Source organism: Pseudomonas oryzicola, from assembly GCF_014269185.2.
Taxonomy (GTDB): domain Bacteria; phylum Pseudomonadota; class Gammaproteobacteria; order Pseudomonadales; family Pseudomonadaceae; genus Aquipseudomonas; species Aquipseudomonas oryzicola.
The window spans coordinates 1-20,000 of sequence record NZ_JABWRZ020000001.1 but is presented as its reverse complement, the minus strand read 5'-3'; the positions used below and the strand labels follow the sequence as shown (position 1 = coordinate 20,000).

The 20,000-nt window shown below is 57.5% G+C and carries 9 protein-coding genes, 2 tRNA genes and 6 rRNA genes (1 of these 17 running past the window's edge); 11 read left to right on the top strand and 6 right to left on the bottom strand.

Annotation, left to right across the window (positions count from 1 at the left end):
• From HU760_RS00085 to rrf (HU760_RS00050), 8 genes are all read left to right on the top strand, one after another.
• A 23S ribosomal RNA gene (locus tag HU760_RS00085) occupies positions 1–283 on the top strand (it extends 2,609 nt beyond the left edge of the window).
• A 134-nt stretch (positions 284–417) separates the two neighbouring features.
• A 5S ribosomal RNA gene (gene rrf / locus HU760_RS00080) occupies positions 418–533 on the top strand.
• 445 nt (positions 534–978) lie between these two features.
• A 16S ribosomal RNA gene (locus HU760_RS00075) occupies positions 979–2,515 on the top strand.
• 77 nt (positions 2,516–2,592) lie between these two features.
• A tRNA-Ile gene (locus HU760_RS00070) sits at positions 2,593–2,669 on the top strand.
• A gap of 6 nt (positions 2,670–2,675) precedes the next feature.
• Positions 2,676–2,751 (top strand) — tRNA-Ala (locus tag HU760_RS00065).
• Positions 2,752–2,984: 233 nt separating this feature from the next.
• Positions 2,985–5,876, top strand: a 23S ribosomal RNA gene (locus HU760_RS00060).
• Positions 5,877–6,010: 134 nt separating this feature from the next.
• Positions 6,011–6,126, top strand: a 5S ribosomal RNA gene (gene rrf / locus HU760_RS00055).
• A gap of 109 nt (positions 6,127–6,235) precedes the next feature.
• Positions 6,236–6,351 (top strand): 5S ribosomal RNA (gene rrf, locus HU760_RS00050).
• Together the 16S, 23S and 5S rRNA genes with 2 tRNA genes alongside form the textbook arrangement of a ribosomal RNA operon.
• Positions 6,352–6,465: 114 nt before the next feature.
• Here rrf (HU760_RS00050) and HU760_RS00045 read toward each other — a convergent pair.
• From HU760_RS00045 to HU760_RS00030, 4 genes are all read right to left on the bottom strand, one after another.
• Complete coding sequence (locus HU760_RS00045) at positions 6,466–8,880, bottom strand: TonB-dependent siderophore receptor (RefSeq protein WP_186680562.1); 2,415 nt, start codon at positions 8,878–8,880, stop codon at positions 6,466–6,468.
• A 192-nt stretch (positions 8,881–9,072) separates the two neighbouring features.
• Positions 9,073–10,029 (bottom strand): FecR domain-containing protein, encoded by a 957-nt coding sequence (locus tag HU760_RS00040; RefSeq protein ID WP_186680485.1) that lies wholly within the window; start codon positions 10,027–10,029, stop codon positions 9,073–9,075.
• 4 nt (positions 10,030–10,033) lie between these two features.
• A complete protein-coding gene (locus tag HU760_RS00035; RefSeq protein ID WP_186680488.1) occupies positions 10,034–10,534 on the bottom strand; it encodes a sigma-70 family RNA polymerase sigma factor in 501 nt (166 codons plus the stop codon).
• Positions 10,535–10,644: 110 nt separating this feature from the next.
• Positions 10,645–11,334, bottom strand: a complete 690-nt coding sequence (locus HU760_RS00030) for a GntR family transcriptional regulator (protein ID WP_186680502.1) — start codon at positions 11,332–11,334, stop codon at positions 10,645–10,647.
• A 203-nt stretch (positions 11,335–11,537) separates the two neighbouring features.
• Between HU760_RS00030 and lapG the strand changes: the two genes are divergently transcribed.
• Both lapG and lapD read left to right on the top strand, forming a co-directional pair.
• A complete protein-coding gene (gene lapG / locus HU760_RS00025) occupies positions 11,538–12,299 on the top strand; it encodes a cysteine protease LapG (RefSeq protein ID WP_186680518.1) in 762 nt (253 codons plus the stop codon).
• A 10-nt stretch (positions 12,300–12,309) separates the two neighbouring features.
• Positions 12,310–14,256, top strand: a complete 1,947-nt coding sequence (gene lapD / locus HU760_RS00020) for a cyclic di-GMP receptor LapD (RefSeq protein WP_186680537.1) — start codon at positions 12,310–12,312, stop codon at positions 14,254–14,256.
• Positions 14,257–14,405: 149 nt separating this feature from the next.
• Here the strand turns inward: lapD and HU760_RS00015 are convergent, their stop codons facing one another.
• Positions 14,406–15,764: an HlyD family type I secretion periplasmic adaptor subunit gene (locus HU760_RS00015; RefSeq protein WP_186680566.1), complete on the bottom strand. Its 1,359-nt coding sequence runs from the start codon at positions 15,762–15,764 to the stop codon at positions 14,406–14,408.
• A gap of 7 nt (positions 15,765–15,771) precedes the next feature.
• Complete coding sequence (locus tag HU760_RS00010) at positions 15,772–17,928, bottom strand: type I secretion system permease/ATPase (protein ID WP_186680540.1); 2,157 nt, start codon at positions 17,926–17,928, stop codon at positions 15,772–15,774.
• Positions 17,929–18,895: 967 nt separating this feature from the next.
• Here HU760_RS00010 and HU760_RS00005 point away from each other — a divergent pair.
• Positions 18,896–20,000, top strand: a 1,105-nt coding sequence (locus HU760_RS00005; protein ID WP_217858963.1) for a retention module-containing protein, incomplete at its 3' end; no start/stop codon positions are given.

Sequence of the window (20,000 nt, the reverse complement as noted above, 5' to 3'; positions counted from 1 at the left end):
TGGACGTTTGAGATTTGAGAGGGGCTGCTCCTAGTACGAGAGGACCGGAGTGGACGAACCTCTGGTGTTCCGGTTGTCACGCCAGTGGCATTGCCGGGTAGCTATGTTCGGAAGAGATAACCGCTGAAAGCATCTAAGCGGGAAACTTGCCTCAAGATGAGATCTCACTGGAACCTTGAGTTCCCTGAAGGGCCGTCGAAGACTACGACGTTGATAGGTTGGGTGTGTAAGCGCTGTGAGGCGTTGAGCTAACCAATACTAATTGCCCGTGAGGCTTGACCATATAACACCCAAGCAATTTGCTGACGCAGATTGCGGTGGTGAAGATGATACAAACCGAAAGTTCGCAACGAACCACGAACATCACATATCCGGATTCGCTGGAGTGTCTACCAGGACCTTCTGGCAACAGAATTTCTTGACGACCATAGAGCATTGGAACCACCTGATCCCATCCCGAACTCAGCAGTGAAACGATGCATCGCCGATGGTAGTGTGGGGCTTCCCCATGTGAGAGTAGGTCATCGTCAAGATTCATTTCGCAAAACCCCTATCTGCACATGCAGGTAGGGGTTTTGTCTTTAAGTAGAAGCTATCGCTTCTCCCGGTTGGCTGAACGGCCGGTCGATGGCAAAAAGGTGGTTGACAGCGTCTTTGAATGCTGTATTATTCACCTCCCGCGACGAGAGATCGAAGCGAGTTAAGTGTTTGAAGTCAAACGAGTTTCTCGCAAAAAACTTCAAAATAAACGCTTGACAGCAAGTGAGGAAAGCGTAGAATGCGCGCCTCGGTTGAGACGAAACGCTCTTAACCAAACGCTCTTTAACAAATCGAATCAAGCAATTCGTGTGGGTGCTTGTGAGTACGGACTGATAGTCACAAAGATTATCAGCATCACAAGTGGCCATGCGAGAAATCACATAGTCATTTGAGATTGCTGAGCCAAGTTTAGGGTTTCTTAAAAACCCAAGCAGTATTGAACTGAAGAGTTTGATCATGGCTCAGATTGAACGCTGGCGGCAGGCCTAACACATGCAAGTCGAGCGGATGACGGGAGCTTGCTCCTTGATTCAGCGGCGGACGGGTGAGTAATGCCTAGGAATCTGCCTGGTAGTGGGGGACAACGTTTCGAAAGGAACGCTAATACCGCATACGTCCTACGGGAGAAAGTGGGGGATCTTCGGACCTCACGCTATCAGATGAGCCTAGGTCGGATTAGCTAGTTGGTGAGGTAATGGCTCACCAAGGCGACGATCCGTAACTGGTCTGAGAGGATGATCAGTCACACTGGAACTGAGACACGGTCCAGACTCCTACGGGAGGCAGCAGTGGGGAATATTGGACAATGGGCGAAAGCCTGATCCAGCCATGCCGCGTGTGTGAAGAAGGTCTTCGGATTGTAAAGCACTTTAAGTTGGGAGGAAGGGCAGTAAGCTAATACCTTGCTGTTTTGACGTTACCGACAGAATAAGCACCGGCTAACTCTGTGCCAGCAGCCGCGGTAATACAGAGGGTGCAAGCGTTAATCGGAATTACTGGGCGTAAAGCGCGCGTAGGTGGTTCGTTAAGTTGGATGTGAAAGCCCCGGGCTCAACCTGGGAACTGCATCCAAAACTGGCGAGCTAGAGTACGGTAGAGGGTGGTGGAATTTCCTGTGTAGCGGTGAAATGCGTAGATATAGGAAGGAACACCAGTGGCGAAGGCGACCACCTGGACTGATACTGACACTGAGGTGCGAAAGCGTGGGGAGCAAACAGGATTAGATACCCTGGTAGTCCACGCCGTAAACGATGTCAACTAGCCGTTGGAATCCTTGAGATTTTAGTGGCGCAGCTAACGCATTAAGTTGACCGCCTGGGGAGTACGGCCGCAAGGTTAAAACTCAAATGAATTGACGGGGGCCCGCACAAGCGGTGGAGCATGTGGTTTAATTCGAAGCAACGCGAAGAACCTTACCAGGCCTTGACATGCAGAGAACTTTCCAGAGATGGATTGGTGCCTTCGGGAACTCTGACACAGGTGCTGCATGGCTGTCGTCAGCTCGTGTCGTGAGATGTTGGGTTAAGTCCCGTAACGAGCGCAACCCTTGTCCTTAGTTACCAGCACGTCATGGTGGGCACTCTAAGGAGACTGCCGGTGACAAACCGGAGGAAGGTGGGGATGACGTCAAGTCATCATGGCCCTTACGGCCTGGGCTACACACGTGCTACAATGGTCGGTACAGAGGGTTGCCAAGCCGCGAGGTGGAGCTAATCTCACAAAACCGATCGTAGTCCGGATCGCAGTCTGCAACTCGACTGCGTGAAGTCGGAATCGCTAGTAATCGCGAATCAGAATGTCGCGGTGAATACGTTCCCGGGCCTTGTACACACCGCCCGTCACACCATGGGAGTGGGTTGCACCAGAAGTAGCTAGTCTAACCTTCGGGGGGACGGTTACCACGGTGTGATTCATGACTGGGGTGAAGTCGTAACAAGGTAGCCGTAGGGGAACCTGCGGCTGGATCACCTCCTTAATCGACGACATCAGCCTGCTGATGAGCTCCCACACGAATTGCTTGATTCATGGTTGAAGACGATCAAGACCCTATATAGGTCTGTAGCTCAGTTGGTTAGAGCGCACCCCTGATAAGGGTGAGGTCGGCAGTTCAAATCTGCCCAGACCTACCAATATGCGGGGCCATAGCTCAGCTGGGAGAGCGCCTGCCTTGCACGCAGGAGGTCAGCGGTTCGATCCCGCTTGGCTCCACCACTTGCTTTACTTGATCAAACTCAGAAATGAGCATTCGCCTCGAATGTTGATTTCTGACTTTTGTCAGATCGTTCTTTAAAAATTCGGATATGTGATAGATATAGACTGATGACCAGTTTCACTGCTGGTTAATCAGGCTAAGGTAAAATTTGTGAGTTCTGCTCGAAAGAGCAACATGCGAATTTTCGGCGAATGTCGTCTTCACAGTATAACCAGATTGCTTGGGGTTATATGGTCAAGTGAAGAAGCGCATACGGTGGATGCCTTGGCAGTCAGAGGCGATGAAAGACGTGGTAGCCTGCGATAAGCTTTGGGGAGTCGGCAAACAGACTGTGATCCAGAGATCTCTGAATGGGGGAACCCACTCAGCACAAGCTGAGTATCTTGCACTGAATACATAGGTGCAAGAGGCGAACCAGGGGAACTGAAACATCTAAGTACCCTGAGGAAAAGAAATCAACCGAGATTCCCTTAGTAGTGGCGAGCGAACGGGGACCAGCCCTTAAGTTGATTTGAGATTAGTGGAACGCTCTGGAAAGTGCGGCCATAGTGGGTGATAGCCCCGTACACGAAAATCTCTTGTCAATGAAATCGAGTAGGACGGAGCACGAGAAACTTTGTCTGAACATGGGGGGACCATCCTCCAAGGCTAAATACTACTGACTGACCGATAGTGAACCAGTACCGTGAGGGAAAGGCGAAAAGAACCCCGGAGAGGGGAGTGAAATAGAACCTGAAACCGTATGCGTACAAGCAGTGGGAGCCTACTTTGTTAGGTGACTGCGTACCTTTTGTATAATGGGTCAGCGACTTATATTCAGTGGCGAGCTTAACCGAATAGGGGAGGCGTAGCGAAAGCGAGTCTTAATAGGGCGTTTAGTCGCTGGGTATAGACCCGAAACCGGGCGATCTATCCATGGGCAGGTTGAAGGTTAGGTAACACTGACTGGAGGACCGAACCGACTACCGTTGAAAAGTTAGCGGATGACCTGTGGATCGGAGTGAAAGGCTAATCAAGCTCGGAGATAGCTGGTTCTCCTCGAAAGCTATTTAGGTAGCGCCTCATGTATCACTCCAGGGGGTAGAGCACTGTTTCGGCTAGGGGGTCATCCCGACTTACCAAACCGATGCAAACTCCGAATACCTGGAAGTGCCGAGCATGGGAGACACACGGCGGGTGCTAACGTCCGTCGTGAAAAGGGAAACAACCCAGACCGTCAGCTAAGGTCCCAAAGTCATGGTTAAGTGGGAAACGATGTGGGAAGGCTTAGACAGCTAGGAGGTTGGCTTAGAAGCAGCCACCCTTTAAAGAAAGCGTAATAGCTCACTAGTCGAGTCGGCCTGCGCGGAAGATGTAACGGGGCTCAAACCATGCACCGAAGCTACGGGTGTCATCTTCGATGACGCGGTAGAGGAGCGTTCTGTAAGCCTGTGAAGGTGAGTTGAGAAGCTTGCTGGAGGTATCAGAAGTGCGAATGCTGACATGAGTAACGACAATGCGAGTGAAAAACTCGCACGCCGAAAGACCAAGGTTTCCTGCGCAACGTTAATCGACGCAGGGTTAGTCGGTCCCTAAGGCGAGGCTGAAAAGCGTAGTCGATGGAAAACAGGTTAATATTCCTGTACTTCCAGTTATTGCGATGGAGGGACGGAGAAGGTTAGGCCAGTCTGGCGTTGGTTGTCCAGGTTTAAGGTGGTAGGCTGAAATCTTAGGCAAATCCGGGATTTCAAGGCCGAGAGCTGATGACGAGTTGCCACTAGGCGACGAAGTGGTTGATACCATGCTTCCAAGAAAAGCTCCTAAGCTTCAGATAACTGGGAACCGTACCCCAAACCGACACAGGTGGTTAGGTAGAGAATACCAAGGCGCTTGAGAGAACTCGGGTGAAGGAACTAGGCAAAATGGCACCGTAACTTCGGGAGAAGGTGCGCCGGCGAGGGTGAAGGACTTGCTCCGTAAGCCCATGCCGGTCGAAGATACCAGGCCGCTGCGACTGTTTATTAAAAACACAGCACTCTGCAAACACGAAAGTGGACGTATAGGGTGTGACGCCTGCCCGGTGCCGGAAGGTTAATTGATGGGGTTAGCGCAAGCGAAGCTCTTGATCGAAGCCCCGGTAAACGGCGGCCGTAACTATAACGGTCCTAAGGTAGCGAAATTCCTTGTCGGGTAAGTTCCGACCTGCACGAATGGCGTAACGATGGCGGCGCTGTCTCCACCCGAGACTCAGTGAAATTGAAATCGCTGTGAAGATGCAGTGTATCCGCGGCTAGACGGAAAGACCCCGTGAACCTTTACTATAGCTTTGCACTGGACTTTGAATTTGCTTGTGTAGGATAGGTGGGAGGCTTTGAAGTGGGGACGCCAGTTCTCATGGAGCCATCCTTGAAATACCACCCTGGCAACTTTGAGGTTCTAACTCAGGTCCGTTATCCGGATCGAGGACAGTGTATGGTGGGTAGTTTGACTGGGGCGGTCTCCTCCCAAAGAGTAACGGAGGAGTACGAAGGTGCGCTCAGACCGGTCGGAAATCGGTCGTAGAGTATAAAGGCAAAAGCGCGCTTGACTGCGAGACAAACACGTCGAGCAGGTACGAAAGTAGGTCTTAGTGATCCGGTGGTTCTGTATGGAAGGGCCATCGCTCAACGGATAAAAGGTACTCCGGGGATAACAGGCTGATACCGCCCAAGAGTTCATATCGACGGCGGTGTTTGGCACCTCGATGTCGGCTCATCACATCCTGGGGCTGAAGCCGGTCCCAAGGGTATGGCTGTTCGCCATTTAAAGTGGTACGCGAGCTGGGTTTAGAACGTCGTGAGACAGTTCGGTCCCTATCTGCCGTGGACGTTTGAGATTTGAGAGGGGCTGCTCCTAGTACGAGAGGACCGGAGTGGACGAACCTCTGGTGTTCCGGTTGTCACGCCAGTGGCATTGCCGGGTAGCTATGTTCGGAAGAGATAACCGCTGAAAGCATCTAAGCGGGAAACTTGCCTCAAGATGAGATCTCACTGGAACCTTGAGTTCCCTGAAGGGCCGTCGAAGACTACGACGTTGATAGGTTGGGTGTGTAAGCGCTGTGAGGCGTTGAGCTAACCAATACTAATTGCCCGTGAGGCTTGACCATATAACACCCAAGCAATTTGCTGACGCAGATTGCGGTGGTGAAGATGATACGAACCGAAAGTTCGCAACGAACCACGAACATCACATATCCGGATTCGCTGGAGTGTCTATCAGGACCTTCTGGCAACAGAATTTCTTGACGACCATAGAGCATTGGAACCACCTGATCCCATCCCGAACTCAGCAGTGAAACGATGCATCGCCGATGGTAGTGTGGGGCTTCCCCATGTGAGAGTAGGTCATCGTCAAGATTCATTTCGCAAAACCCCTATCTGCACATGCAGGTAGGGGTTTTGTCTTTAAGTAGGAACTACAGAGATTCGCAGGCACGTCCGAGGGACGGGCCAGCACACAGAATTTCTTGACGACCATAGAGCATTGGAACCACCTGATCCCATCCCGAACTCAGCAGTGAAACGATGCATCGCCGATGGTAGTGTGGGGCTTCCCCATGTGAGAGTAGGTCATCGTCAAGATTCAAATCCAAAGCCCCTGTCTGCGCTGCAGACAGGGGCTTTGTCTTTCCGGGCCATAACTCCCAAGCCAGGGCGATAGCGGTATAGGAATGTGCAGCTACGGCTACCGCGGGTTCAGAACTGATAGCTGACGGTAGCACTCACGTTGCGTTCTTCTCCCATGTAGCAGTAGGCCAAGCTGGCACACGAGCTGATGTAGCTTTCATTGGTCAGGTTGTTGGCGTTCAGGCGGACATCCACACCCCGAAGGCCAATCTTGCCCAGGTCATAGCCGATCGAGGCGTCGAGCAAGGTGTAGGCGGGCACTTTCATGCTGTTTTCCGCATCGACCCAGCTGTACCCCACATATCGCACGCCACCGCCCAGCCGCAGGCCATCCAGCGCCCCTTGCCGGAAGTTGTAATCCGCCCACAGGGAGAACATCTGTTTCGGCGCCTGGGTTGGTGAATTGCCCTTGTTGTCCAAGGTGCCCGACACCAGGCTGGGCATGGACTTGGCGTACTCGATATCGGTGAAGGTATAGCCGCCCAGCACCTTCAAGCTGTCGGTCAGCTGCAGGTGGGCCTCCAACTCGAGCCCCTGCGAGCGCACTTGGCCTACAGGGCGATAGAATTCTTCGTCAGGTTGCTTGGAGGCCAGGTTCTCCTGTTCAATTCGGAATAACGATGCAGTGAACAGGTTGTCGCTCCCGGGCGGTTGATACTTGATGCCGGCTTCCCATTGAGTGCCCTCGGTCGGGGCTAGCGGGCGTCCGGCCTGGTCGGAAACGGTATTGGGGTTGAATGACTCCGAGTAGCTGACATAAGGCGCAATGCCATTTTCGAACAGGTAGAGCACCCCCGCGCGGGTAGTGAACCTGGAGCGTTGGTCACTGACCTTGGTGTTGTTATCGCGGTTTTCCTCGGACACCTTCACCCAATCCTGGCGCAGCCCCAAGGACAAGCGCCACTGCTCCAGTTCCACAAGGTCCTGCAAGTACACGCCCGTTTGTTGTAAACGCCGCTGGTAGCGATTTTCGCCCAGCACCTGCAGGTTGCCATTACCGTACTGCGGGTTGCCGGCATCCAGTGGGTCGACTGTGCCATAACGCCATGCCACATCGGCCTTGCGTCGTTGATAATCGGTGCCCAGCAGCAAGGTATGTTTGGCGGCCCCTGTGAAGAATTCCGCCTGCAGCATGTTGTCGATGATGTACGAATGCAGGCGCTCGTCACCGCCGGTGTAGGCGCGGTTGAGGATATTGCTGTCGGCATCCGCCCAACCGGCGGAATACACCTGGTCCATCGACACATCCGAATCCTGGTAGCGGAAATTCTGTCGCGCGGTGAGTACATCGTTGAAGCGATGCTCGAACTGGTAGCTAAAGGACTGTTGGCTACGCTCGTAGTTGTCGATACCCGGCTCACCCTCGAAGAAATGGTCCGACAGGCGCAAGCCGTTGCGCTTGTGCAGCATGCCGTTTGCGGGGTTGCCGCCGTGGTACCCGCCGTTGGGGTCGTGTTGCAGGTAGGCCTGCAGGGCAAGCGAGGTGTCCTCGCTGAAGTCGATGCTGATGGCCGGCGCGATGGCGTAGCGTTCTTCCTTGTTGTGGTCGAACTGCGTGTCGGAAGCATCTGCAAGGCCTGTCAGGCGATAAGCAATGCGCTTGTCGTCATCCACAGGGCCGCTGAAGTCGAAACCCATGCCTCGCTGGCCTTGGGTACCGACCGTGGCCTGAATCTGGCGGTAGCGGGTGAACAGCGGCTTCTTGGTGGTCAGTGCTACCAGACCCCCTGGGGAGCTACGGCCATAGAGTACCGAAGAAGGCCCCTTGAGGATGTCTATTCGTTCCAGGAAGTAAGGGTCCACCTGCATGGTGCTGTAGGTACCGTTGTCCCCCATCGATTTGAGCCCATCGACGTAGATGTTGTCCACCGAGCCGTCATTGAAACCACGCATGGCCACATAATCGTAGCGGTGGGTAGCACCGTAGGGGTTGGTCAGTACCCCGGGTGTGTAGCGCATGGCCTGGGCAACAGTCTGTGAGCCCTGGTCGTCCATCTGCTGCCGGGTGACCACCGAGACCGATTGGGATGTTTCGACCAACGCCATACTGGTCTTGGTCGCCACCTGGCTGTGCGTGGCGTTGTAACCGTCCATGCTACCCAGCGCATTGCCTAGCGTGAAACCACGGATATCTGTGTCTGGCAGCGACAACGCCGCACCTTGGGGTCGGGCTTGCAGCACGTAGCTACGCCCGTCCTGGCTGACTGCTTCCAGGCCGCTGCCGTTAAGCAGCTGTCGCAGTGCCTTGTCGGTAGGGTACTGCCCCTGCAACCCGTTGGACTGCAAGCCTTGGGTGAGCTGCGGTGTGGCTGACAGAGTGATGCCGGCCTGGCGGGCGAACTGGTTGAGCACAACATCCAATTGACCGGCCGAAATTGCATAGTGTTGGCTAAGCTCGGCAGGTTCAGCTGCCATGGACATCGATGTGACAGCTGTCAGACCTAATGCGGTACCGAACAAGGCAGCCCGGATCGCTTTGTGCAGTTTTATTGAGTCTAAGACAGGTCGAAAATCATTCGCGTTGGCTGGGTGCGCGTGCGCAGAGGCGGTAGACATGAAGGGTCCGTTAACGTGAGGGCAGGGGATGGTTTACTGTACTAGCCGAACTGGCATTCAAAACCCGCCAAAAAAGCTGTTGGAGCGCCTCCCAGCGCTCAAGGCAAGCGTCGTGACCCGTCAGACCAGCCCCTCGACACGCACCCACCAGCGGGTGACTTGCCGGAGCTTTACCGGCAGCGTCCGTGGCAGCACCAGCAACAATTGCTCCGGGTCTTCGAGGCGGAATACACCAGACAGGCGCAAATCGGCGATGTCATTGCTGCAGCCCAGATAACCGTGACGATAACGGCTGACCTGCGCGAGAAAGTCGATCAGGCGAATGTCCCGGGTGACGATCAACCCTTCAGTCCAGGCCATCGCATCCATGTCCACCTGCTCGAGCCGATATGCCCCTTGTGCATCCAGGCGCCAGTTCTGACCGCTTTCAATCCACTGCATCGCGCCTTTGCCGGGCCGGTGTATCGCTACCCTGCCATGGCTGACACTGACCCTTGTGCAGTCGCTGTCCTGCCGGGCCACGAAGCGCCCTTCGAGCCCCTCCAGCAATGCGTCGCGTGTTTGTACAAGAACCGGTCGCTGCGGGCCGCAGGTAGTCATCATTTCCCCTTGCTTCAGGCGGATCAGGTTTTGTCCGTCATTGAAAACCAGGTCCACTGCGCTGCGCGTATTCAGTTGCACCGACGTTCCGTCGGGAAGCCGGAAGCTGCGTCGTTCTCCTGTGCCGGTGGCATAGTCCGATGTCCAGGTATTGGTGCCATCAAGGGCTGCGCCCAGCCATGCCGCCGAGCCCACCATCGCAACCCCGCCAAGCAGTTTCAGGGCCTGCCGGCGATGCAAGCGGCGCTGGCTGCTTTCCAGGGTTTGCAGGGCCAGCCCGGCTCCAGGGATTGCGCGCATGTCGAGCTCCTGGTGCAGGTGTACCAGCCGTTGCCAAGCCTGTTCATGTTCGTGGCGGGCTTCTCGCCATTGGGCGCACTGTTGCTGCAGGGCAGGGTCGTGCCCGCTTTCGCGTAGCTTCAGCATCCACTGGATGGCCTGCTTGACCGACGTTGCATCAGGCTGTCCGGTGCTCATTGCATCACTCGTCTGCGTAGCGCAACAGGTAGCAGTGGTAGAGCGCATCGGCGATATAGCGCTCCACGGTACGCACCGAGATTCCCATCTGATCGGCAATTGCCTGGTGCTTCAGCCCCTCGCATTGGGCCAGCAGGAAGGCACGGCGTACCTTGGGTTTGAGGCCGTCGAGCATGCGCGCGATGCGCTCCAGCAACTCCAGCAGCAATTTCTGGGTTTCGGCCGAGGGGGTGTTTGCTTGTGGCAGGTGTGCGAGCGCCTCGAGATAGGCCCTGTGCAGCTCCTCGCGCCGCCAGTGATCGATTACCAGCCCACGCGCGACCGTCCGCAGGAAGGCACGTGGCGTGTTCAGTTGCAGATGTTCGCGACGTTGCAGCAAGCGCACGAAGGTATCCTGCGCCAGGTCCGCGGCATCGGCGGCATTGCCCAGCTTGCTGCGCAGCCAGGCATGCAACCAGTTGTGGTGGTTGCTGTAGAGCGTTTGCAAGGAATCGTTGCTGGACATGGATGAGGACGCTGCCATCAATGGACATTAATGATAATTAGTCTCATTGTTGGCGGAGGCCGATCGATTTGCAACCCATGACTGATCCCTGCACGGGAGTCATTGCCCGGCTAGCGCCCCAACTGGGTATCCAGGTATTTGCGGATCACCCCTGCTGCGGTATTCAGGTGTTTTTCCAGTACCGATATCGCTTCTTCTACTTGCTTGGCGCAGGCTGCATCGACCAGTGCGTTGTGATCGTCCTGGGTAAGCTTGCCCAAACCCATGGATGAAAGATGAAAGCGTAGAAAGCGTTCTTCCTGGTTCAGTTCATCCTCGATCAGGCGCAGCAGTTTCTTGTTGGGCGCCTTGTTGTACAACGACATGTGCAACAGGCGATTGAGACGGCCGATTTCGGCATGCCGGGTTTCGTTTTCCAGCTGCTGGATATATTCCCGAGCGCTGGCGATGTCGCTGGCATCGAGCAGCGGAATGGACTGACGCAGCGCCTCTGTTTCGAGCAGCACGCGCAGGGCATAGGTATCCACTGCGTCTTCGCCAATCAATGGCGCAACCACCGCACCCTTGTGCATTTCCACCTTCAGCAATGATTGAGCTTCGAGCTGGCGCAGCGCCTCGCGCACAGGCATGCGGCTGACACCGAACAAGGTAGCTAGCTCCTGCTGCCGTACAGCAGTACCCGGAGGCAAGCGGCCGTCAAGAATGGCACTGCGCAGGCGTTCTTCGATCACGCCACGGGCCTGGTGCGGCAACAGCTGCTCACTGGCCAGCACATTGCTCAATTTGAATTTCTGGGCCACGCGACGTCTGCCTCAACGATGACTAAAGTTGGATCCAATGACACTAGTAAAGCTCATGGGGGCGTCAAGCTTGCACTCGCAGTGGAACGGGCGCCCCAAAAGCGCGGCTATGGTGGATGAAGTCGCCTGTCAAAGGAAGCGGCCTATCGAAGGTTATAAGCCTAAAGTGTAGGTCGGCTGACAAGCGGATGCATAATTGCAGCGTGCCATTGTCTTTTACCGCTGCAAGCCGCACCATCGCTGCTTTCGACAGGCCTGAACAGGGCTTCGCAGTGGCGATAACCTGGATGCTCAAAACCGTTGTGCAACGTGTCGGCCTTGCTGCGCTGCTGGGCGGTTTGCTGCTGGGCGGCCTGCACGCGGATTGGGATTTTTCCCAGATCAGCCGAAAGTCGCAGGCGCTGTATGGCTCGTTGGGGAGCGGGCAGAGTCGCATCGATGCCTGGCAGAACCTGATGGCTACCCAGAAGCAGGGTACGGAGCTTGAGCGACTGCAGGTGGTCAACCGCTTCTTCAACCAGCAGCTGCGCTATGTCGAGGATATCGACCTGTGGCACGAGGTCGATTACTGGGCCACACCGATCCAGGCGCTGATCAAGGGCGCAGGGGACTGTGAGGACTATGCCATCGCCAAGTATTTCAGCCTGCGGCGCATGGGTATCCCTAGCGAGAAACTGCGTATCACCTACGTCAAGGCGTTGCGGCAGAACCGGGCGCACATGGTCCTGACCTATTATTCAAGCCCACAGGCACAGCCATTGGTGCTCGACAGCCTGATGGACGCTATCAAGCCGGCCAGCCAGCGCACCGACCTGCTGCCGGTTTACGCTTTCAATGGTGAAGGGCTGTGGCTGACGGGCGCCGCGGGCAACAAGAAAGTCGGCGATACCAAGCGGTTGTCACGCTGGCAGGATCTGCTGAAGAAAATGCAGGCCGAAGGGTTCCCGGCCGAACCGGTTTACTGAAGGAGCACAGATGTCACTGTTCAAACAATTGCTGTTGGCCATTTGCCTGTTCCTGGTGGTCGCCTTCAGTGGCAGTTTCATGGTCAGCCTGGAGAGTTCGCGCAGCCAATACGTCAACCAGTTGCGTTCGCACGCCCAGGATGCGGCGACTGCGCTGGCGCTGTCGCTGACGCCGAATATCGACGACCCGGCGATGGTCGAACTGATGGTCAGTTCAATCTTCGACAGCGGTTACTACTCGAGCATCAAGGTCGTCGACCTGGGCTCCAATGCGGTGCTGGTGGAACGCCATGCCGAACCAGACCCTGGCGGTGTGCCGCGCTGGTTCGTACGCCTGATCGGCCTGGAAGCCGCCGGGGGCGATGCCATCGTCAGCCGCGGTTGGCAGCAGGCCGCGCGCGTTGAAGTGATCAGCCACCCGATGTTCGCCATTGCCAAGCTCTGGCAAAGCGCCCTGGGCAGTCTGGGCTGGTTGCTGCTGTGTGGCGCGGCCAGTGCGGTGCTCGGCGCGTTGCTGCTGCGCCGCCAATTGCGCCCGCTGGATTATATGGTCGAACAGTCCCACGCTATTGCCCGCCGCGAATTCCTCAGCCTGCCAGAGTTGCCGCGCACGCCGGAACTGCGCCGCGTGGTGCAGGCGATGAACCAGATGGTAGAGAAGCTGAAGGCCCTGTTCACCGAACAGGCCGAGCGCAGCGAACGGCTGCGTGCCGAGTCCTACCAGGACGGCCTGACCGGGTTGTCCAACCGGCGTTATTTCGAGATGCAACTGAACACCCGTGTGAGCAACCTGGAAGAAGCGCGCGCCGGCTACCTGCTGTTGCTGCGGGTCCAGGGCCTGGCCGGGTTGAACGCCCGCCTTGGTGGCCAGCGTACCGACCAGTTGCTGCAAGCTGTGGGCGAGCAGTTGCGCCGCACCTGTGCCAGCTACCCGGAAACCAACGACCTGATTTCCCGCAGCCGTGGTGGTGAGTTCGCCGTGCTTGCGCCAGGCATGGTGCATGAAGAGGCGGTGCATCTTGCCCAGGTACTGGAAGCGACCTTGCGCAGCCTGCATGAAACCGGCGCCAGTGATATCGACCCAGTGGCCTGCATCGGCCTGGCGCCGTACAGCCCAGGCGACGCGCCGCAGGCGCTGCTGAAGCTCGCTGATGAGGCCCTGGCCCGCGCCGAGAACCAACCGACGCCGGGTTGGGTCTGCCTCGAACAGGGTGTGGCCGCCATCGCCGCCGACAGCCAGCATGCCTGGCATGAGCGTCTGGACCAGGCATTCATCAATGGGCATTTCGAGCTGTTCTTCCAACCGGTGGTGGATTGCGGCACTGCGCAACGAGTACTGCACCACAAGGTGATTTCACGTTTGCAGGATGGCCAGGGCGAGGCACTGCCGGCGGGCCGCTTCCTGCCCTGGCTGGAGCGTTTTGGCTGGATGCCACGGCTGGATGTGCTGGTGCTGGAAAAGGTGCTCGCGCACCTGCGCGGGCATGACCAGGTGCTGGCGCTGAACCTGTCTGCAGCCACCTTGGCCGATGCCAAGGCCCTGCAGCGCATATTCGAATTGCTGAGCCAGCATACGGCGCTGGGGCCGCGTCTGATTTTCGAGATTGGCGAAGAGCAACTGCCCGAACAAACTGCCCTTGAGCAACTGACCCGACGCCTGCATGCGCTTGGCTTCGGCTTGGCGCTACAACGCTTTGGCGGGCGCTTCAGCATGATCGGCAACCTGGCGCACCTGGGCCTGGCGTACCTGAAGATCGACGGCAGCTATATCCGCAACATCGACCATGAACAGCACAAGCGGCTGTTCATCGAAGCGATCCAGCGCGCGGCACATAGCATTGACTTGCCGCTGATTGCCGAGCGGGTCGAGACGGAAGGGGAGCGGCTGGTGTTGCGCGAGATGGGCGTGGGTGGGATTCAGGGGCAGTTGGTCGGCGAGCCTGCGCCTTGGCGCTGAGTTGTTGGGCTGGCAGTTCCGGCCTAATCGCCGGCAAGCCAGCTTCCACAGGTGCTGCACCGGGCTTGAGGCCTATGCTGCGGCTGTGGGAGTAACTGGCTTGCCGGCGATTGGGCCAGCGGGGCCACTAGAATCAGTGGCCAGTCTCATCAACGTTCGCGCAGCGCCTCCGAACGCGCCTTCATGATCGGCTTGAGCAGGTAACTCATGATGGTCTTCTTGCCGGTCATGATGTCCACCGTCGCCACCATGCCCGGAATGATGAGCAACGGCTTCTCGTCAGTTCCCAGGTGGCTGCGATCGGTGCGCAGCTTGATCAGGTAGTAGGTGGTCTTCTTGTCTTCATCAGTGATGGTGTCAGCGCCGATCTGTTCGAGTTTGGCCTTGAGCCCTCCGTAGATGGTGTAGTCATAAGCCGTGAACTTGACCGTCGCCTCCTGTCCCGGGTGCAGGAAGGCGATGTCCTTGGGCAGGATCTTCGCCTCGATGACCAGCGTATCGTCCAGGGGTACCACTTCGAGGATATCGCTGCCAGGCTGGATGACCCCGCCAATGGTGTTGACCAGTAACTGTTTGACGATACCGCGTACCGGCGACGTGACCATGGTGCGGTTGACCCGATCGTCCAAGGCCTTGCTGGTCGCGGTGGCCTTGTTCAATTCGGTGCGCGCTTCGTTCAGTTGGGTCAGCGCCTCGCTGCGGAATTTGCCGCGGGTCTCTTCGATCTTGCTTTGCACCTCACGGATCGCCGCTTCAGCCCGGGGGATGGCCAGCGCGGTGGAATCCAGCTGGCCGCGGTTTTCCACTTCGGCACGGCGCAGGCGTAGTACTTCGACCTGGGAGATCGCGCCGGTGGCCACCAAAGGCTCGGACATGCTGATTTCCTTGCGCAGCAGTTCCAGGCTGTTGGCGTACTGGGCGCGTTTGGAGCTGTACTCGCGCAGCTCCTGCTGGCGCTGTACCAGCTGTTGCTGCAGGCCACCAATCTCGTCCTGCAGTTGCTGGCGCCGGCTCTGGTACAGCGACTCTTCACTGGCAGCCTGGTTTGGTGCAGCCTTGCGCAGCGCCTCGTCGATCTTCAGCGGGCGGTCTTCAACTTCAGCACTCAGGCGCTCAACTCGCAATGCCATGGCCAGGCGGTCTGCTTCGGTTTCACCAACGTTGGAGGCGAAGCGGGTTTCATCCAGGCGCAACAACGGCTGCCCCACTTCGACGATCTGCCCTTCCTTGGCAAAGATTTCAGCGACGATGCCACCTTCCAGGTTCTGGATCTTCTGTACTTTGGACGACGGGATAGCCTTGCCTTCACCCCGCGTGACTTCATCGATGGGGGCAACGCTGGCCCATACGATAAGGAACACGAAGAACAGGATCACACCCCAGATGGTCAGCCGCACGACTCGCGGCGCATCCTCGATCAGGGCCTTGTTGACCTCGGGCAGCGGCTGGCCGCCCAGTGAGTCGGAGCCTTTGAAATAGCGCCGCAGGCCATCCTTGAATTGCCCCATATCCAGCTTATGCAACACTGATCTGCCCCTTCTTCAACGCATCCATGACCGCGGCTTTCGGGCCGTCGGCGACAATCTGCCCGCGATCGATCACGATCAGCCGGTCCACCAGCGACAGCAGCGAGGCACGGTGCGTGACGAGCAGCACGGTCTTGCCTTCCACCACCGCTTGCAGGCGTTGCTTGAGACGTTCTTCACCGGTGTTGTCCATGGCGCTGGTCGGCTCGTCCAGCAAAAGGATCTGCGGGTTGAGCAGTAGTGCACGGCCAAGGGCGACGTTCTGCCGCTGGCCGCCGGACAGGTTCTGACCACGTTCACCCACTTGCAATTCGTAGCCGTCCGGGTGCAGCCGGGCGAACTCATGGACGCCTGCCAGCTCGGCGGCTTGCAGGATCAACTCGTCCTCGATGTAGCGGGCGCCGCTGACCAGGTTGTCGCGCAGGGTGCCCGCCAACAACTGGATGTCCTGCGGTACGTAGCCGATGTTGTGGCGCAGTTCGCTGACATCGATCTGGCGAATGTCCACGCCATCGACCAGCAGTGACCCGGCATCGGCCTCGTAGAGGCCGACGATGAGCTTGGCCAGCGAGCTTTTGCCCGAGCCGCTGCGGCCGATGATGCCCACCTTTTCGCCGGGGCGGATGGTCAGGTTGATGTTCTTCAGCGCCTGGTTCTGCTGGTTCGGGTAGGTGAAATCGACCCCGCGGAACTCGACGCTGCCCTGCAGCACCTTGCGGCTCAGCGGGCGCTCTTCGAAGTTGCGCTCTTGTGGCAGCTCCATCATGTGGTCGGTGGAGACCATGGTTACCTTGGCCTGCTGGTAGCGGGCGAGCAGGCCGTTGAGCTGGCCCAGCGGGCCGAGGGCACGGCCGCTGAGCATGTAGCAGGCAACCAGGCCGCCCATGCTGAGGTTGCCGTCGATGATCAGGTACACGCCGACGCAGATCATCGCCACGCCCGCCAGTTGCTGGATCAGCAGGGTGATGTTCATCGCCAGGCTCGACAGTAACTTCACTCGCAGTTCGAGGCGGCTGAGAGTGCCCAGGGTCTGCTCCCAGAGGTACTGGCGCTCACTTTCGGCATTGTTGACCTTGACCGCGTCCAGGCCAGCCAGCGTCTCGATCAGGCTGGACTGGCGCTCCGAGGCCAGGGCCATGGTCCGCTCCATGGTCGCCATCAATGGCCGCTGCAGGGCATAACCGATGCCCAGGGCCAACGGGAAGGCGATAATCGGAATCCATACCAGGTGCCCGCCAATAACCGCAATGACGACGAGGATGAGGATGGTGAACGGCAGGTCGATCAGGCTGGTAAGGGTCAGCGAGGCGAGAAAGTCGCGCAGCCCCTGGAACTCGTGAATGTTCTGGGCAAAGCTGCCGACCCTGGCCGGGCGGTACTTCATCGACATGCCGACGATACGTTCGAACAGGGTCGCCGAGATGATCAGGTCGGTCTTCTTGCCGGCCAGATCCAGGCACAAGCCACGCAGGCCCTTGAGGATAAGGTCGAAGATGTAGGCGCCGGCGATACCGATGGCCAACACCCAAAGGGTCGAAGTAGCCTGGTTGGGCACCACCCGGTCATACACGTTCATCACGAACAGAGGGGCGGCCAGGGCGATCAGGTTGATCACCAGGCTGGCGGCGATGGCATCGATGTATAGCCACTTGCTGCGCAGCAAGGTGTCACGGAACCACGACTTCGCCCGCGGGATGAGGTTGCCGTGGTTAACGTCGAACTTATGCTGCGGCTGGGCGAAGAACACCCGGCCGCTGTAATCGCTCTGCAGGGCTTCGCGGCTGACATGCACCTCGCCACCATCGCTCTCGCTGAGTAGCAGACGTGCAGTGTCTTCGTTTTCCCAGCCCAGCAGGACGGCGCTGCGGCCTTCCTTGAGCAGCAGCATGGCCGGCATGGCGATGCTCGGGATCTGTTCCAGTTTGCGCTGCAGCAGGCGCCCTTGCAGTCCGGCTCTGGCGGCTGCGCGCGGCAGCAGCTCGGGGCTCAGGCGCTGGGCAGGCAGCGGCAGGCCGGTGGTTAGCATGACCCGGCTGGCTGGTTTCTGGTGCAAGACACACAGGCTCAACAGACTATCCAGCAGAGGATCGTCATGCTGACTGCGTGGATCGTGGCTGAGTTGGACTCGACTGACTTCGGATTCCACGCGGCGCTCTCTTCATCCTTGTGGTGGGTGGGGTGGGTGAGCCGCCGATTACGTTGGTTGGCTCACCCTGGCGTTCAAATGCTGCTGCCAGGCAGTGGTCTTGAGGCTACGGCATCTGACGCTTGGGCAACCGGCCAATGGTCGCCTTGAATCGATATTGAGTAAACAATTCTTCGGTCTTCATTCTTACCAGACGATGCCTGGTTGGGATTGTCTCGGTTTTGAAACAGTCGGCATGCGGGCGAAGCTAATTGCAGCATAGCCTGCCTTCCCTTTGGCGACAGATTGCGATCGGTATCGACTTATCCAGCCGTCAGGAATCAGGCGCTGGCGCGTTGACGGTTTTTGGTGGCTTATTAGTCAAAATTCATATATTGAAAATGGGCTTCAGTCAGATCTGGTCGTGCAGGTTCGCAGTGCTTTCTGATTGACGGGTTGGCAAGTATTCGCGCAGTTCTTCGTTATCTCTTTGATCCAAGGCAAAACGCTCAACCGGGTTAGGTAGCGCTGCGAGCTGCTGCCAGTCGGATTGTCCTGCAAGCCTGATCCGGTCAGCCTTTAGGGCTTTGTCGGCCTGCTATTAGGCAAGGTTTGTGCTTGGAGTTCTCGCCAACACGTGGGTGACAGAAATTCACCGCTGGGCGGTTGCGCTGACGCCAAATATGCGACTGCGGCCGTATGAAAGATCGCACTTTATCCAAGCAGTGAAAACGCTTTTGATGATGTGCGGCAGTTGTTCCCAGGAAACGTTTGGCTAGGGTTCAAATATCAATGTGACATTACATTGCCGATTGTTTAGGATGGCATGTATAAGGTCAATAGTTTGGCAGTTATTCAATACCGAATCGTTATAGACGAAATATTGACGCAAAAAAGCGTCAAGAGATCATCGACATAGTTCCGCCTGAAGTGGCTTGCGAGTGCCGCTCTGGCATGGAAGTACCCATCGGGTCACACGGAGAGTCCAATGAGCAGCGTTGTAGCCATCGTCAAAAGTATTGTCGGCCAGGTTATTGCGGTATCCCCAGAGGGCATCCGGCGTGTACTGATTGAAGGGGATCGTCTGTTGGCCGGTGAGGAAGTGCTCACCGGCCCGGGCGGCGCAGTTACTCTGGAGCTGGCCGATGGCCGTTTGCTCGACCTGGGGCGCGATAGCCAATGGAGCGCTGATGCACCTGACAGCAGCGCCGACCTGAGCCAGGCGACTGCCCAGGCCGCACCGTCGGTGGAAGAGTTGCAACAAGCGATCGCTGCCGGTGTCGACCCGACTACCGAGCTGGAAGCGACTGCGGCTGGCCCATCGGCGTCGGGCGGTGGTGGTGCGTTGGGCGGTGGCCACAGCTTCGTCATGCTCGAAGAAACAGCAGGCCGGGTTGACCCTACCGTCGGCTTCCAGACTGAAGGGCTGGGCTTCGCTGCGGCGCCGGGTGACCAAGAGGTTGGCGTACTGGACACCACCAGCAACAACCTGGTGACCACGCCGACGACGGAAACTAATGTCATTACCGACCTGGTCTTGGGCGCTACACCTTCAATCAGCGAAGCGGGCGGCGTTATTGTCTATACCGCCACGGTTGGTCAGGCACCGACCAGCAACCTGATCGTCACCCTGTCCAATGGTGCCGTAATCGTCATTCCTGCCGGGCAGACCAGCGGTAGTGTCAATGTTGTGGTCCCGGCTAACGACACTCCCTATATCGACGGTGGTCAGATTTCGACGGCCGTGACGGGTACCAGCGGAGGCAATGGTTTGACGGTGACAGTGCCGCAAACGCCAGCGGTTACCCAGGTTACCGATACCATCGACACCACGACTGCGACCCTGACGGCTACCCCGTCGGTGACCGAAGGTGGCGTCATCACCTACACCGTGACCCTGAGCAATCCAGCCCAGACCCCGGTGACCGTGACCCTGTCCAACGGCCAGACCATCACCGTTGAAGCCGGCAAGACCCAGGGCAGTGTCGATTTCGAGACCCCGGCCAACGACGTCTACAACAACGGCTCGACCGTCAGCACCACGATTACCGGTGCGACCGGTGGTAACTTCGAGCAACTGGTGCCGAACCCAG

Coding starts and splice junctions, on each gene's coding strand:
- HU760_RS00040 (WP_186680485.1), bottom strand. CDS start 10,029: ATGAGCACCGGACAGCCTGATGCAACGTCGGTCAAGCAGGCCATCCAG.
- lapD (WP_186680537.1), top strand. CDS start 12,310: ATGTCACTGTTCAAACAATTGCTGTTGGCCATTTGCCTGTTCCTGGTG.
- HU760_RS00015 (WP_186680566.1), bottom strand. CDS start 15,764: ATGGGGCAATTCAAGGATGGCCTGCGGCGCTATTTCAAAGGCTCCGAC.
- HU760_RS00035 (WP_186680488.1), bottom strand. CDS start 10,534: ATGTCCAGCAACGATTCCTTGCAAACGCTCTACAGCAACCACCACAAC.